We start from the raw sequence: 14,988 nt of genomic DNA on the forward strand, positions 1-14,988 counted from the left end.
ATGCGCTTTTCAGCCATGTGCGCGCTCGGCGACGGCGCCGTCAGTTGATATCCTCCGGATTGATCTCGTAGCCGTTCGCGGGTTGAACGACGCGCACTTTGTCGTCTTCGAGCAGGGCGGCGCTAGGATTGTTGATCAACCGGTCCGATTTTGAGAGCCCTGCCGAAATCTCGATCCTGCCGTCGAGAATTCTTATGATCTTGATCGGCTTGAAATGAACACGGTCGTCATCGCCAACGATCGCCGCCTGCGCCCCATGCTCTTGAAACACCAGAGCGCTCGAGGGAATGGTCAGATACTTGTCGGCCAAGGGAACTGTCAGCGTGACGGATGCGTAGGACCCCGGCCAGAGCGACTTGTCTTCGTTATCGATCGTAAATTCCGTGACCGCCGTGCGCGTATTCGGATCGAAGCCGCCGGCGACCGTGAGAAATTCAGCCTTGAAATGTCGGTTGGCGAATTGGGGAACGGTGACGTCCGCGGTCAGGCCGGGCTTCAGCAATTGGCCGAAAGCCTCCGGAACGGAGATGAAGAGACGCATCTTGTGGATGTCGGCGATCGAAAACAGATTGGTTACAGAGCTGCGGTCGCTGATGTTTCCTTCCTTGTTGATGTAGTCGCCAACATTGATGTTGCGCGACGTGACAACCCCGTCGTAGGGAGCGACGATGGTCTTGAATTGGAGCTGGGCGACAAAATTATTGACGTTATGTTCGGCGGCCTCGAGATCGGCCTTCGCCTTTTTCTCATTCGCCTCCTGGATGGAGATGGACTGTTCAGAAACCGCATGCGATTTCCGCAACGCCACCCAGCGCTGCGCCGAAACAACGGCGAGATTATACTGGGCGCGCTCCGCTTCCAATGAAGCCTTGGCTTGAGAATATTGCGCGTCGAGCGTCGGCGTATTGATTTCGGCGAGGGTGTCGCCCTTCTTTACCTTCGCCCCGTAATCCTTGTACCACATTTTCACATAGCCTGAGACCTGCGCGTAGATCGGCGCCTGGAACCAGGCCTCTATGTTCCCCGGAAGGACGATCGTCTCGGTTGGCGGACCAGGCTGCGGGTTCGACACGGCGACCGTCGGGATCGCATTTTCCAGCGTTTCCTGCTGCAGGAGAGTCGACGCGTGATGACGCGCATAGAATTCGTAGATGACGAAAAGCGTGAAAGCCGACAGCGCAGCCCAGGCGGCGGGTCGGCCCCGCACATTCATCTTCACATTCGCGGTGCGCAAAAGATCCGATTTCATCAGAAGCTCTCGGGCTTGTTCGAGTTGCGGTGATACACAATTGCGTAAACACAGGGGACGAAGAAGAGAGTCGCGAAGGTCGCGACAGTGAGCCCGCCGATCACCGCGCGGCCCAGCGGCGCGTTTTGCGAGTTGGCCATCGACATCGGCAACATGCCGATGATCATCGCTGAAGCCGTCATGATGACCGGACGAAGGCGGGCATAGCCGGCTTCCAATGCCGCAAGTAGGGCGTCGCCATGCAGTTCCAGTCGCTCTCGGGCGTAGGACACGACGAGAATCGAATTCGCCGTCGCCGTGCCCATGCACATGATCGCGCCCGTCAGTGCCGGCACCGAGATATTCGTGTGGGTCATGAAAAGCGACCACGCTATTCCGGCGAGTGCGCCCGGCAAAGCGGTGATGATGATGAACGGGTCGAGCCACGACTGGAAATTGACGACTATCAGTAGATAGATCAGCACGATCGACGCGAGGAGGCCGCCGATGAGCTCTATGTAGGCGGCATGCATCGTTTCCGCCTGTCCGTGAATCTCAAGAGCGGCCCCTCTCGGCAACTCCTTCTCCATTTCCTCCGAAACCTTCTTCACGTCGGAAAGCACGCCGCCAAGGTCCCGGGTTTCAGCAGACACGTAAATATTGAACAGCGGCATGATATTGGCGTGCGAGACGACGCCCGGCGTCCCTTTGACGGATAGGGTCGCGGCGCTGCCAAGGAGTTGCATTTTTGATCCGGAGGGATCGAGATCCCCTTTGTCGACCGGAATCGTCAGTAAGTTCTGAACCTTCGTCAGCTGATATTGCGGCGTATACACGTTGATCTGATAGGAGTTGCCGCTTTTCTGATCCAGCCAGAACACTTGGTCGACTTGCTGGCTGCCGGAGAGAGTCATCAGCAGATTGTCGGCAATGTCCTTCTCGGTCAGCTGAATGCCTAGCCCGAGACTCCTGTTGCCCTCTACGAGAAGGGTAGGCGTTCGCATGGTTTGCTGGATCACGACGTCAACGGCACCATTGATCTTGCGGATCTTGCTCGCCAGTTTGCGAGCGAACTCGTAGCTATCCATGGAATCGCCCCCGTTGATTTGCACGTCGATGGGCGAAGGCGATCCGAAATTGAGAATCTTTGCCGTCAGATCAGCAGGCTGGAAGGTGAATTCCGTTCCTGGATAGCGTTCTTTCAGACCCTTCCGAAGAATGCCTCGGAAATCCCATACGGGCGACACCTCGTCCTTCAAAGCGATGGTCATATCGCAGTCCTGCGGGCCGATCGTCGGCGTCGGGATAAACGCCAAATTATGCGGGCCCACCGGAAGGCCGCAATTGCTGACGATATCCTCGACCTGACCCGGTAGGAGCCGTTCGATGTCCTCCGAGACTAACGACGCGATGCGTCCTGTCACTTCGATGCGCGTTCCGAGAGGCAGGCGCATATGCATCTGAAGCGTGCCCGATTTGATCTCTGGGAAAAACTCCTGGCCATTGGTGAAGAACAATGCAACCGACGCCACCGCGGCGGCGAGGAATATTGCAACGAACCGTCGGCGATTTCGAAGCGTTTTACGGAGAAGCTCGGAATAGCGCTCGCGCATCCTTTGGAATCCGCGCTCGAAGCCTTCCTGAATTCGCCCCAAGAATCCGTTGCGCTCGTGCAACCGCTGATCCACTTCGGGGAGAGGAACCGCAAAGTGGGACAATCCCCCGTCCCCCGCCAAGGCGCTGCGCTCCGCGTCCCTGTTCGCCAGAGCTTCGATCTCAGCCGCAGTCGGAAATTTTCGTCGACCGGCAAGCGCCGAAGCGGTCTCATCCTTTTCTTCACGACCACTTTCGGCGGCGTGCGGAGCGCCATGGTCGACAAGAAGGTATTTCGCCATTGTCGGCACCAATGTGCGCGACAAAATGAAGGACGCCGCCATCGCGAACATCACCGCCTCGGCCATGGGCGTGAAGAGCCAGCCGGAAACGCCGGTCAGTTCGAACAAAGGCAACCAGACGATGATGATGCAGGCTGTCGACACGAAGGTCGGGATGACGATCTGATTGGCTGCATCGATAATCGCTGTTTCCAGCGGCTTTCCCATCTCGATATGGGTGTCGATGTTCTCGATCATCACCGTGGCGTCGTCGACCAAAATGCCGACGGCGAGGGCCAATCCACCGAGGGTCATGACGTTGATCGTCTGACCCATCCAATGAAGGCTGATGATGGCGGTCAAAATCGAGAGCGGGATCGACGTCGCGATGATCACAGTGGCGCGCCAGGACCCGAGAAACAGCAGGACGATGAGACCGGTCAGCGCGGCGGCGAGCGCCATTTCGCGCAAGACGTCCTTGATCGAATCCTTGACGAAAACCGAGGCGTCGTTCAGCAGTTCGACCTTGACGCCAGGGGGCGCGATTTCCTCGATGCGCGGTATCGCCTTCCTAACCCCGTCGACGACATCAAGCGTCGACGCTTCGCCGCTCTTCATAACGACAATCAACACGGACTGTTTGCCGTCGACCAAGACCGCATTGATCTGCGGTGGCCCGCCGAGGCGCACATCGGCGACATCGCGCATGTAAACAGTGGCGTTGCCGACGCGCTTGATCGGGATGTTGTTGAAATCATCCACCTGCATCGGCGTCGCGTTAGTCTGCACCAGCCAATCCGTCGCATGCAGCTTCATGTCGCCCGCCGGCAGCACGATGCTCTGATTGACGAGCGCATTATGGACATCCGTGGCGGTCAAATGCCGCGCCAGGAGTTTTTGTTGATCGAGAGACACTAGAAGCTGCTTGTCCTGACCGCCGTATGGATGCGGCAGGATCGAGCCCGGGATGGTGACCAGGAAAGGCCTGATCTTGTTTTTTGCCAAATTGTATAGATCCGCCGGGGTGAGGTTTTCGGCGGTGACTTTTACCATAGCGACCGGAACCGACGACGCTTCCAGTCTCATCACCATGGGAGGAGAAATGTCAGGCGGAAGCTGTTTGGTGACGGTTTGCGAGATCGAGTCGATATCGGCCTCGGCCGCAGCTAGGTCAACGCCGGGCTGCAGGAAGATTTTGATAATGCTACTGCCGTAATAGGAGTGACTCTCGAGATGCTCGATGCCTTCCACATTCGACGTCAGTTGGCGCTCGTAGAGATAGGTGATGCGCCCCGACACTTCCGTTGGCAGAAGTCCCGCGTATGCCCAAACCACGGCGACCACGGGGATCTTAATGTTCGGAAAAACATCGGTCGGAGTCTTAACGATCGTCATTATGCCGAATAGAAGAATGCAGATCGAGAGAACTACGAACGTATAGGGACGTCTTAGGGCGATAACGACGACACCATTCACTGTGCAACTCCGTCTAACGTCGATCCGGCATAGATATTGAGCAGCGCTATATCCCAAAGCGCACGAAACGATGTTTCCAGAATTTGTATGCTTGGCAGTTTTTTCATGTCATCCCTAACCTGTTCGATCCAGGAAAAGGCTGCCCAACGAGAGAATCTCTCGTGTGATACTCCAGCGCCTCAAGAGATATCGCATCAAGATGGCTCTCGATCAGGCTGAACCGGTCGAGTTGCTTGACGAAATATGTGTTACGCAGGAGAGTTTGGGTCGTCGCGCCCGACGCGCAAATACAATCCGGCCGCATCGCATGAGAGCGTCGGGATGTGCGCTGCGCAAGAATCGGCGAATAGCTCGGCTCGCGAGCCGCGTCTCGTCGCACGCGCGAGGACTTGCGTCCGCGGCCGCTCAAGGGGCTCAGCGGCCGCGGCTCCACGCATATATGCTTGGCATGGACGGACAGGGCAGCCGAAATCCTTCGATGAAGATTATAGCGTCGAGTTACCGGCGCTCAGCTCGGCTAAACCGGCAATTGCTTGCATTCCGCCGAAATTTTGACATTCGCGCCGTATCGCGTCGTCACGGGCGTTTTTTCGGCGAGCGCCATTTGCTTGGTCGTCTTGCACGCATCCATATTCGACGCATCCAGCGTTTCCATGTCGATGACCTGACCACCCAACAGATACGAAATGACCAACACTGTCTTCATTGCTCCGACTCCTTGCCAACCCAAATGCCGATTACGCATTTCATCCTTAAATAGTGGCTACGCTGCAGCGCAGTATGACTGGTTCTTTTCTGATTTGTTGATCCCAGAAACTAAGAACGCGCGTCGCGATCACCGAGCCGTGGAGCAACGGCCAGAGGGACCGTTAAATTAACTGGGGCGCCACGGAGCTTTAACTTCTGTTAATGAAAAGAGTTGCCGGCTTCGTAGGAGACGGCAATGCGGTGGATGATTACAATTGAAGGCACGGATGAATTTGGCGCGGCGCATCGGTCCGAGATAGCTCTGGAAAAAGATTTGAACAGTTTGACGGCGGGAGCTGTGGGCTTTTCTATCGAGGACGGCAAGACGATCATGGCCCACCTGCAGCAGGTCATCGTGAAGCAGCAATGCGAGACCTACGTCTTGGTTCGCCGATTTTGCATGGATTGCGAGCGCTTTCGACGCATCAAGGACTACAGCAAGCGAAAGATCAGAACGGTGTTTGGCTGCGTCGAGGTTCGTAATCCACGCATCCTGAATTGCCAACGCTGCGTGCCGTATTTCCGCGACGCTTCAGCAGTCCTGCGGGATTTTTTCCCCGACCAGGCGACGCCGGAATTGATGGAGCTATCGGCTCGCCTCGGCAGTTTGATGCCCTACCGCAAAGCGGCAGATGTCATCGCGGAGTTTTTGCCCGTCAAATCGTCTGAGTCCTTCGTCACGGTTCGCCATCGCACGCTCGCTCTCGGCAAGCGGCTCGATGAAAAGGCGCGAGATCGCGCCTGGTTCGATCCCCCACACGCTGACGAGCGCGAGCAGATCGAGCTTGATCTGCCAAATGATCCCGAGCGAGAGTTCGTTGTCAGCATTGACACAGCCCATATCAAAGGTGCCTCCGAGGCGGACGGGCGAACCTTTGAGATCGCAGTTGCGCGATGCGGCCGCGGACGACGCGGCTCCCGTCCCGGTCACTATTTCGTGACGGCAGACACTTCGAAACAAGAACTACGGCTGCGCACGCTTCAAGCGCTTCAGAGCGAGGGCTACGTGGGTCGCGGCGAAATTACCGTGTTGTCTGATGGCGCGGAGATTATGAAGCGGCTACCTCGCAATTTGCCGCGTCCGACCAGGCATATCGTTGATTGGTTCCACATCGCTATGAAAATCCAGCCCCTACAGCAAGTCGCCGATCATATCGTTCGCTGGCGCGACGAATGGACAAATGAAACCGTCGTTTTCGATGAGGAGATCCGCGCCTTGAAGTGGAAGCTGTGGCATGGACAGGTCGATCGAGCGATAGAACACCTCGGGGAAATCATCGCAGACATGTCGATGTTACGCGAGCAAGGCGACCTGGGCGCCGGCCGCATATGGCAATTGGCGCAACCGCTTCTGACTTACATCCGTCAAAACAAGTCTGCGATCGTCGATTACGGAGCTCGATATCGGTCGGGACGACGGATCGCCACTGCGCTGGCCGAATCCGCAGTGAATTCGCTGACCGCACGCCGCATGGTCAAAAAACAACAGATGCGATGGTCAAAGCGCGGCGCTCATCTGATGCTGCAGGTGCGCGCCGCGGTCATGAACGGAAACTTGCGTGAGCAGTTGTCCTACGAACCGCCAGTCTTCAAATCGCGTTTGAACTGACTGTTTCAGCCGACGCCGCCACTCCTCAGAGCAGAGTAGCACCCCAGTTAATTTAACGGTCCCCCCGTCCGCGTGCAGATGGCCGCGGCAATCCTTCAGCAAGGCATGAGCGCGCTCGGACTTGCGGTCCGCCGAGTAGAGATAGAAAGCCGCCGGCGGCGCCGTCGATCCATAGGGCCTTTCATCGCGCACCGCCGTCCATAACCGGCCGGTCTTCGTCCTGCCGCGCCCCGGATCGAGCACGGGAACCGTCGTATCGTCCGCGTGGATCGCGGAGCCGGCGCGCACATGGCGCGCGATGCGCTCGGCCAGCGGCTCCAGTAGCGCCGCCATATGGCCGACCCAGCCCGCCATAACCGAGCGGTCGATCGCTACGCCTTCGCGCGCATAAATGTCGGACTGACGATGCAAAGGCAGATGGTCGCAATATTTGGCGACCAGCACATGGGAGAGCAGCGCAGGCCCGGGGCGGCCCTTCTCGATCGGCAGCGTTGGCATGGGGGCCTGAACGATCGTCTCGCAGGCGCGGCAGCTCATCTTCTCCCGCACATGCCGCACGCGCTTGAAGTGCGAAGCGACATATTCCAGCACTTCCCGCTCGTCAGCGCCGATCCGGCCGAACTTCGTTCCGCCGCAGGTCGGGCAGACGCAGGGCGCGTCATGCGTGATCGTCTCAAGCGGAAGATGATCGGGCAACGGCGCACGAACCGACGGCTTTTTCGGCATCGATGATGAGGCGCCGCTGTCGGGCGCTTCGCTTTGCGCCTGCCGCTCGGCGTCGCTTTCCTCGATATCGCCGATCAGCAGTTCGAGCTGTTCGATGTCGCGGTCGAGCTTTTCCGACGATCGCCCGAAGCGCGCGCGTCGCAAAATGGCGAGCTGCATCTTCAGCTTTTCGATCAGCAGCGTTTTGGCGTGAACTTCCGCCGCTAGCGCCGCCGCAAAGCGCCGCAGCTCTGCGGGATCTTCCGGCAAATCAGCAGGGGCGCACGACATGATCTGGTCTACTACAAAACACGCGTCGGCGCAGCTCAAGAATGCCTGGAATCTATAGGAATGCAGGGCGTTTGGGCGCGTCCGGCGCAACCGTCCGGCGCCAGTCGATTCCTTCGATCGAAGGCATTCAGGAATATCCCCTCTGAGCAGGCTGATGAATCATCGGTCGTTCAGGTCCGCGACCCGCGACACCCGCTTTACGGGCGATCGTTTCGGGTCATCGGGCGCGCGAGATCTCCTGGCGGCGTCGTGTCCCCCTCATACGAGGTCGAATACCTGAAGGGCGCCAGTCTATTGATCCCAATAGCTGTAACGGAGCCCTATCAACAGGACACGAATCAAACTAAGCTGAGTATAGAGGCGCTTCGCGAGCTCGTTTCAGCCGCAGAATGTCTCGAAGGCGATGAGCATGGATCCGAAGGATCTTTGGGCGACGTTGCCGAACGCTCTGCGCCGCCAAGTCGTCGACGACGTCGCGGCCATTCTGGCGGAGCTCTCCCATGATGTCCGAACTGGTCAAGCCGGCTCACCTGGCGCGCAAGGCGGTCGTTTATATCCGTCAGTCGACGCCGCATCAGGTGGTGAGCAATCAAGAAAGCCTGAGGCTGCAATACGCGCTGCGTCAACGCGCTCGCGAGCTCGGATGGCGTGAGGCCGACATCGACGTGATCGACGCCGATCTCGGCCTCAGCGGAGCCTTCGCCGCCAAACGCAGCGGCTTCAAGGAACTCGTCGGCCGCGTCGGCCTCAGCGAGGTAGGGCTGATCCTGTCGATCGACGTGACGCGTCTCGCGCGCAATTGTTCGGACTGGTATCCGCTTCTCGATATTTGCGGCCTGCGCGGCTGTCTCATCGCCGACCGCGACGGCGTCTATGATCCCGGCAGCGCCAACGGCCGACTGCTCCTCGGCTTGAAAGGGACCATCTCGGAGCTCGAGCTCCACACCATTCGCAGCCGGCTCACGGCCGGCCTGCTCGCAAAAGCCGAACGTGGCGAACTCGCGCTCAATCTGCCCATCGGCCTGACGCGCGATCCCAGCGGCGTGGTCGTCAAAGATCCCGATATGGCGGTTCAGGACCGGCTCGGGCTGGTGTTCGAGCTGTTTCTGAAGTTCGGCGCCGCCGCCCAAGTCATGCGCAAACTCAACGAGCGCGGTCTCGATCTGCCGCGACGCGACCGGCGAGGCGATTCTTGCTGGGCGCGGGCGACTGTCTCGTCCGTGACCTCGATTCTGAAAAACCCCGCCTACGCGGGCGCTTTCGTCTATGGACGGACGCGGATGCATGCCGGCGGGCGCGAAGGCGCGTCGAAGATGAAGGCGCCGCGCCCCGTGGGTGAATGGCGCATTGTCGTGAAGGACCGATATCCCGCCTACATCGATTGGCCGACTTATGAAAAGATCAACGCCGCCCTGAAAGACAACCGAGCCGAGTACATGCGCATCAAGACCAGAGGCGCGCCTCGCGACGGCGATCTCTTGCTGCATGGGATCGCTTGGTGCGCACGTTGCGGACACAAGATGTACGTCCGTTACAAGAGTCGCGGCGGCGAATATGTCTGCAATCATCTGCGCTCCAACGAAGGTCTGCCGACCTGTCAGCACGTTCGCGCGGCGCCGGTCGACGCCGCCGTCGCCGAGGCGTTTCTGACGGCGTTGGCGCCGGCGGAACTCGATGCCCTGTCGAAGGCCCGTCGCGCACGATCCCAGGTGAACGCCGCCCTGCGGACGAGCGCCGAGCGCCAGCTCGAACGGAAGCGATACGAGGCGTCACTGGCCGAGCGACAGTTCAATCGCGTGGACCCCGATAATCGTCTTGTCGCCGCCGAGCTCGAACGCCGTTGGGAAGCGGCTTTGATCGAAGTCCGGGCAGCCGAAGAGGCGCTCGACCGTCAAGCTTCACCCGACGTCGGCGCGCGGCTCGGGATCGGTAAAGCCTTGGAGGGCAAAGTCATCAACTTGGCGGGACGTCTGCCGCAAATTTGGGACGACCCGGCCACTTCCGACGCCCGCCGGAAGGCGCTGCTGCGATGTCTCGTCGACAAGGTCATCCTCGATCGGGGCGGACACGACATCGCGACCGTCCGCATCGTCTGGCGTGGCGGCGCCGTTACCTGCCTCGAGGTCAGAATGAGAGTCGCCTCCCTCTCGAAGCTCGCGCGCGCCGAAGAAATGCGCGAGCGCGCGCTCACCTTGGCGCGCGAGGGTCTGTACGACGACGCAATCGCCGCCGTTCTCACGAGCGAAGGGCATCGCTCCCCGACATGCGAGGACAAGGTTCTCCCCGTCACTGTGCAGAAAATCCGGCTTGCTGCGCGCGTCGAACTCCCGCGCGCCCGCACGCGATGGACCCATAGCGCCGGCGCTCTTTCCGCGCAGGAGCTGGCGGCGAAGCTGAGCATCCCCGTAAACTGGCTGTATGTGCAAATCAGGAAACAGCGGCTGATGGTGGATCGGCAGCCCAAGGGCGCGTATCTCTTCGGCGACGCAGAAAACGTCCTGGAGGGAGTTCGAGACCTTCGAAACCACATGATCGACAGCCTCGATCTCAGAATCTGTCGGCCTGACCAGGAGGGGCATCAACATGGGTGATCGCTCAAGAGCGCCAGTTGCGCCGCCGTCAGTTGCAGCGCGCCCTCGACAATCGGCGGCCACACGAACTTACCTTTCTCCAGACGCTTGGCAAACAGGCACAGGGCCGACCCGTCCCACGCCAAAATCTTCACATAGTCGCCGCGCTTGCTCGTGAACACGAAGGCCGCGCCCGAATAAGGGTCAGCGCGCAGAACCTGCGCGACATCGGCGGCAAGTCCATCAAAGCCGCGCCGCATATCGACCGGCTTGCACGCCAGATACACCTTCACGCCCGGCGCGAACTGAAGCATCAAAGATCGCCCAGCGCGGACAGGACGCGACGCAACGCTTCGGCGTCGACATCCGCGTCGAGCGACACCCGCGCGCCATTAGGCAGGCTGATCTCCATTGCCCCACGTCGCGTGATTCTTCGCGGCTCGCGAACCGGCTTCGTCGACGCCAACGCCAGCACTGGCTCCAATGCTGGAGCCGTCACGGCGTTCAGCTCCACGAGCGTCACCGGGACAAATGCCGGCGCGTCGCTGGCTTCCGCCACAGCAGAGGCGTCAGCCTTTTGCGCTGGCGCGCGCCGCCGATCAAGCCAACCCTCGCGGGCGCGGCGTATCCATTTGAAAACGAGATTGGCGTTCAGACCGTTACGACGCGCGTTTCTCCCGGGTAATTGGCAAGCGGCTTGGCGCCTGTGTCGACCTTGATGCCCGGGATAGCGCCCGCCGCCTCGATTGATTTTACTAGTTGGACGCCGTCGTTTGCCTGCTGCCGGATCGTTTCATCAAAAAGAATTACGCCAGAAATATTTTGCTCCATTGCATCCTTTGAACGGAAGAGAAGCTGTCTGTAGTCGCGGCGAGTTTGAGGGGACGAGTCAATCCCACAGTGAGAAAAACGCTTTGCAATGGTCGGCGCGCTTTCGTCGGCCGCCAATATGCCTTTCCCTCGCACGACGAGAGCGTGGGCGATCTTAATGAGCTGATCCTTGTTCATCGAAGGCGTCCGATTTGCGCTTCGTCTAATCTAGGGATTTACGAGAGCCAGGCGAGCTCTATCGCTACTATTTTTTCGTGTTGTAGGTTCGTTTTACGAACGCTTCGCGGAAAATAGGGGCTTAAAAATAATTGCCGCGGCAAGGAACGCGTTAAACTTGATGCGGTTGCTCACGAGTCCGGGGCGACGTGACGTTCGGATCCGATCGGCAGATCGCGGTGGTAACCCTTGAGTAAGGCAGGCGCTTTGAAGATTGTGGTTTTGAGCTTGATTTGAAATTCAAGACTTGGCTTAGACGCCGATCTGAGATTTCACTAGAAACTGATGGCGTGACCGAAATGCGCCGGCTCATGCAGGGGCCGCGCCGATAGGCCTACCCAAACTCCTCCTCTGGCCTAGGTTGACTCAATGAGCCATCAATACCGGAAGTTTGTTCTGTGTGATCATCTGTTTCGTCATCGAACCGAATGCGGGGCGTCCGGTGCGATATCGCGTATAGGCGCCGAGAATGATCAAATCCGCCCCCGCATCAAAAGACGCCGCAAGCAATGTTGAGCTTTCGGACGAGTTTTCGACGGGGATAATGGCGTTCTTCGCCTTGATTCCGTGCCATTTCAAATAATCAACAACTTTGCGCCCAGACGGCTCAATATCGTGATTGCCGAGAGTGACCACTAGCGTGCTCGCGCCGCGCAATAGGATTGGGATCGCGAACGCCACGGCGCGGGTGGCCTCTAACGAACCATTCCAGGCAATTATATTGCTCTTCCCGAGCTGCCTCGCAGCCTGCGGTACGAGCAGAACAGGACGAGCCGTTTCTCGAAGTGCGGTCTGTATCGATATACTCGGCCAGTCAGTGTCGCTCGAACTCGGATGCGAAAGTACAATCAGATCGGCAAGGCGCCCATGCTCCGCAATAAGATCGGCTTCTACCCCCTGCAGCTCCTTAAAATTTACCGACAGCCCGTCCAACGCTTTATCGCCGGGCCGGCCGCTCGCGTAAGACTTGCAACGATTTGCAAAGAATGTCCGCACGTGATTTGCATCCATGAAGCATGTACGCTCACCGACGGTGCGCTCCTCACGCTCCTTCTTAGCGTAGAGCGCCTCGATGTGCGCTTTGAATTCGTGACCTAGCTGCAGCGCAACGTCAATAACCGCGGAGTCACGTTCAGTACCCGACAGCGGAACAAGAATTGTCTTGAATGACATCTAGAAGACCCCTTGCGGTCCACTTTTGCCACGTCTTCGGCCACTGCAAGCTGAATGACGACGAGAATATCGCGCGGCTTCGTTGAGCACCCGCAGTGTCACGTCGCTTAAAGCCTGGGAACGACGCCTTGGAGATGTGGGCGCATAGCCAACAGTTGGACGATGTAGGCCCTCGCATGACGTACCAAGGTGGGACCCGCTTCCCCTGGGCATGGATAGACCAACTGGGTTTCAAGCGGCTTTTGGCAATGGGGGATCGCTTGCCGCCAACCATCGACGGCAGCAGGCCCATCAGGTGTTGCGCCCCGCTCCGCATGAGACGGCTGAATAGCCTGCGCCAAGCGATCAAAAGCGAGCTCTGAATGACCGCGCTCGGTTCCAGGTCGCCCCGCCCACAGCCTGGAGCGTACGTCCATATGTCGCTTCGGTTCGCGCTATAGCTGGACCCTTGGAGCAGGATATCAAGTCGTGAACTTGCACAATCACAGAGCGATAGGAGCTGATGCCGGTCAGCGCTGTTACGGCTCACGCTCAAACGAACGATGAAAGCGGCGAGTCTGATCTCCTGATTTGGAGATAAGGCTTGTGTCTAGACTTGATCCTTCGCTTGAACCGAACGGCTCCGGAATACGGCGCATTGAGTTGATCACTGGGGCTGGTGGTCGTCAGCGGTGGTCCGAAGGGGAGAAGGCGCTGGCAGCCGAAGAGTCACTGGTTGCCAACGTGGTCGTCTCGCACGACGCGTTTCGACATGGCGCTACGCCACAGCAACTGTTCACTTGGCGAGGGGAGGCGCGCCGGAGGGTAGAGGCGGCGGGTTGCAATATTCGTCGTCATTCCGCTCCGTTCATTATGCTTCGGCAACTCAATTTTGCCGAAAGAGGGACGGGAGCCATTCCATAATTTTACGCTAAAGCGCTGATGGAGGTTCGCTGTATCTTGGCGATGGAGTTGCGCAGATAAGCCGGACCGCTGCGCGAAGGCCCGATTGCGCACCAAAGGAGCCGGCGATGAAGAAGCACGAAATCGTCTCGGCGCAGGCCCATGCGGCGCTGTTCGATCTGTCCAACCGCACCGTCGCCGATGGCGATCTTCGCGCCATCAAAAACCCGCGCTAGAATGCCGGTAGGAGCGGCGGGCCATTCCATAATTTAAGGGTCCCATCGCGGAAAGTCGCGTAGGTCGTGGGGATGCAAAGAAATCTCAATTAGCAACTATTAGCGACTTAACGCAGAATGCCTCACATGGCGCCTTGCGGAACGTCTCGATGGTCCAGACGAGTCATCGAATACCGTATGATATTGGTTGTCACAGGCAACAGTAGCGCTCCTCCAAGTATGGCTACGATCATGATCGCTCTCCACGTCGTCCTGTAGTTTGAGAGCGCTTCTTGGGGCATCAAGCCTTGGAAGGGCGGCATCGCTGCAATGTCAATGATGAGGCCTAGAAAGGCAAAAAGCAAAGATAGCACGATCATTTGCGCAAAGGGATTCTTCGCCCAGACATATAAATCGGCTCCAGAAGTGCGGCTACTTTCATCTTGTGTTTCTGCGGCGCTATTTTGTGCATCATCCCCGACAAGCTCTCCGCACCGAAACACGCCGACTTGCATTCCGCCATTTTCAACACTTTTCGCGCCAGTTCCGTTCACTTGATTTGCGGAAGGCGGAACCCCCGGGCGGCTGATGAACACGTCGTCGGATCGCCAAGGTAGTTCAATGGCGTTTGCCGCCAGCGGAGGCGTGAGTAGGAAAGTGGCGAGCGCAAGTAGGTAAAAAACGTGGTTCATGCCATTGGTTCCTAGTGTTTGGATTTCTATTCAACGCTCGGAGATCGCCCATCGTGCTGAATGCGCGACGCCTCTTAGAGGTGATGAGACGACGAAATCTTACTCAGAGTCGGACTCAAATTCACATCTTGATTATCCAGGGCGACGCGTCGATGGATGCCTCCGATCTTTGGGGAGCCTTAGCGGCGATTGAGCCAAGCGAGCGTTCGTTCGACCAACGCCATGCGACGAGGATGAATTCCCTGGTATCGATTTCTGAGGACCGCAAGCCTCGCTCGCGCTATTGCGGAAGCGAGCAGTGTGGCGCTCCCTTAGCATCGACAGTCACGCGGGAAACGCAATCCGCTCTCAGCCGCGACCTTCACTCACACGCGCAAATCACGTCACCCTTTCATAGCGGGCGTTGCTATTGCTGCACCGAGCGGCTTGCGTGTCGCAGCTTTCATTGCGGCTTGCGTGTCGCAGCTTTCGTTGACAAC

10 protein-coding genes and 2 pseudogenes are annotated in these 14,988 nt (G+C 58.5%); 3 read left to right on the top strand and 9 right to left on the bottom strand.

The genetic code is table 11. The annotated features are described in order from the left end of the window. Nucleotides 1-40: 40 nt before the first annotated feature. The 3 genes from AC0X69_RS22010 to AC0X69_RS22020 form a co-directional block, all read right to left on the bottom strand. Nucleotides 41-1,213, bottom strand: a complete 1,173-nt coding sequence (locus tag AC0X69_RS22010) for an efflux RND transporter periplasmic adaptor subunit (RefSeq protein ID WP_482614055.1) — start codon at nucleotides 1,211-1,213, stop codon at nucleotides 41-43. A gap of 35 nt (nucleotides 1,214-1,248) precedes the next feature. After that, nucleotides 1,249-4,578: an efflux RND transporter permease subunit gene (locus AC0X69_RS22015; RefSeq protein ID WP_482614004.1), complete on the bottom strand. Its 3,330-nt coding sequence runs from the start codon at nucleotides 4,576-4,578 to the stop codon at nucleotides 1,249-1,251. Between the two features lie 517 nt (nucleotides 4,579-5,095). Continuing rightward, nucleotides 5,096-5,284, bottom strand: coding sequence for a hypothetical protein (locus AC0X69_RS22020; protein WP_482614006.1), 189 nt, complete (start codon nucleotides 5,282-5,284; stop codon nucleotides 5,096-5,098). A 246-nt stretch (nucleotides 5,285-5,530) separates the two neighbouring features. On the opposite strand from AC0X69_RS22020, the gene AC0X69_RS22025 reads away from it, so the two are divergent. After that, entirely contained in the window at nucleotides 5,531-6,934 is a 1,404-nt protein-coding gene (locus tag AC0X69_RS22025; RefSeq protein ID WP_076611431.1) for an ISKra4-like element ISMet1 family transposase, read from the top strand. A gap of 57 nt (nucleotides 6,935-6,991) precedes the next feature. Here AC0X69_RS22025 and tnpC read toward each other — a convergent pair. Further along, nucleotides 6,992-7,930, bottom strand: a pseudogene (gene tnpC, locus AC0X69_RS22030) (IS66 family transposase); the annotation flags it as partial. 500 nt (nucleotides 7,931-8,430) lie between these two features. On the opposite strand from tnpC, the gene AC0X69_RS22035 reads away from it, so the two are divergent. Next, entirely contained in the window at nucleotides 8,431-10,521 is a 2,091-nt protein-coding gene (locus AC0X69_RS22035; protein WP_482614007.1) for a recombinase family protein, read from the top strand. On the opposite strand, the gene tnpB is transcribed toward AC0X69_RS22035, so the two are convergent. The 4 genes and pseudogenes from tnpB to AC0X69_RS22055 all read right to left on the bottom strand — a co-directional run bounded on the left by tnpB (nucleotide 10,509) and on the right by AC0X69_RS22055 (nucleotide 12,720). Then, nucleotides 10,509-10,814 (bottom strand): IS66 family insertion sequence element accessory protein TnpB, encoded by a 306-nt coding sequence (tnpB, locus tag AC0X69_RS22040; RefSeq protein ID WP_482614009.1) that lies wholly within the window; start codon nucleotides 10,812-10,814, stop codon nucleotides 10,509-10,511. The genes AC0X69_RS22035 and tnpB overlap by 13 nt on opposite strands. Next, nucleotides 10,814-11,059 carry a hypothetical protein gene (locus AC0X69_RS22045; protein WP_482614010.1) on the bottom strand — a complete coding sequence of 82 codons (246 nt, stop codon included), beginning with the start codon at nucleotides 11,057-11,059 and terminating at the stop codon, nucleotides 10,814-10,816. The genes tnpB and AC0X69_RS22045 overlap by 1 nt, the downstream gene beginning before the upstream one ends. 110 nt (nucleotides 11,060-11,169) lie before the next feature. Next, nucleotides 11,170-11,508: pseudogene (locus tag AC0X69_RS22050) on the bottom strand (class I fructose-bisphosphate aldolase); the annotation flags it as partial. 405 nt (nucleotides 11,509-11,913) lie between these two features. Continuing rightward, nucleotides 11,914-12,720 (bottom strand): universal stress protein, encoded by an 807-nt coding sequence (locus AC0X69_RS22055; RefSeq protein WP_482614011.1) that lies wholly within the window; start codon nucleotides 12,718-12,720, stop codon nucleotides 11,914-11,916. A gap of 585 nt (nucleotides 12,721-13,305) precedes the next feature. Here AC0X69_RS22055 and AC0X69_RS22060 point away from each other — a divergent pair. Beyond that, nucleotides 13,306-13,623, top strand: a complete 318-nt coding sequence (locus AC0X69_RS22060; protein WP_482614012.1) for a transposase — start codon at nucleotides 13,306-13,308, stop codon at nucleotides 13,621-13,623. A gap of 337 nt (nucleotides 13,624-13,960) precedes the next feature. Here the strand turns inward: AC0X69_RS22060 and AC0X69_RS22065 are convergent, their stop codons facing one another. After that, complete coding sequence (locus AC0X69_RS22065; RefSeq protein ID WP_482614014.1) at nucleotides 13,961-14,509, bottom strand: hypothetical protein; 549 nt, start codon at nucleotides 14,507-14,509, stop codon at nucleotides 13,961-13,963. Between the last annotated feature and the right edge of the window lie 479 nt (nucleotides 14,510-14,988).

This window comes from Methylocystis sp. Uni0008 (assembly GCF_056838045.1).

What these genes read in the sequence shown, in the direction of transcription:
- tnpB (WP_482614009.1), bottom strand. Translation starts at nt 10,814, where the DNA reads ATGCTTCAGTTCGCGCCGGGCGTGAAGGTGTATCTGGCGTGCAAGCCG.
- AC0X69_RS22065 (WP_482614014.1), bottom strand. Translation starts at nt 14,509, where the DNA reads ATGAACCACGTTTTTTACCTACTTGCGCTCGCCACTTTCCTACTCACG.
- AC0X69_RS22035 (WP_482614007.1), top strand. Translation starts at nt 8,431, where the DNA reads ATGATGTCCGAACTGGTCAAGCCGGCTCACCTGGCGCGCAAGGCGGTC.
- AC0X69_RS22025 (WP_076611431.1), top strand. Translation starts at nt 5,531, where the DNA reads ATGATTACAATTGAAGGCACGGATGAATTTGGCGCGGCGCATCGGTCC.
- AC0X69_RS22055 (WP_482614011.1), bottom strand. Translation starts at nt 12,720, where the DNA reads ATGTCATTCAAGACAATTCTTGTTCCGCTGTCGGGTACTGAACGTGAC.
- AC0X69_RS22010 (WP_482614055.1), bottom strand. Translation starts at nt 1,213, where the DNA reads ATGAATGTGCGGGGCCGACCCGCCGCCTGGGCTGCGCTGTCGGCTTTC.
- AC0X69_RS22020 (WP_482614006.1), bottom strand. Translation starts at nt 5,284, where the DNA reads ATGAAGACAGTGTTGGTCATTTCGTATCTGTTGGGTGGTCAGGTCATC.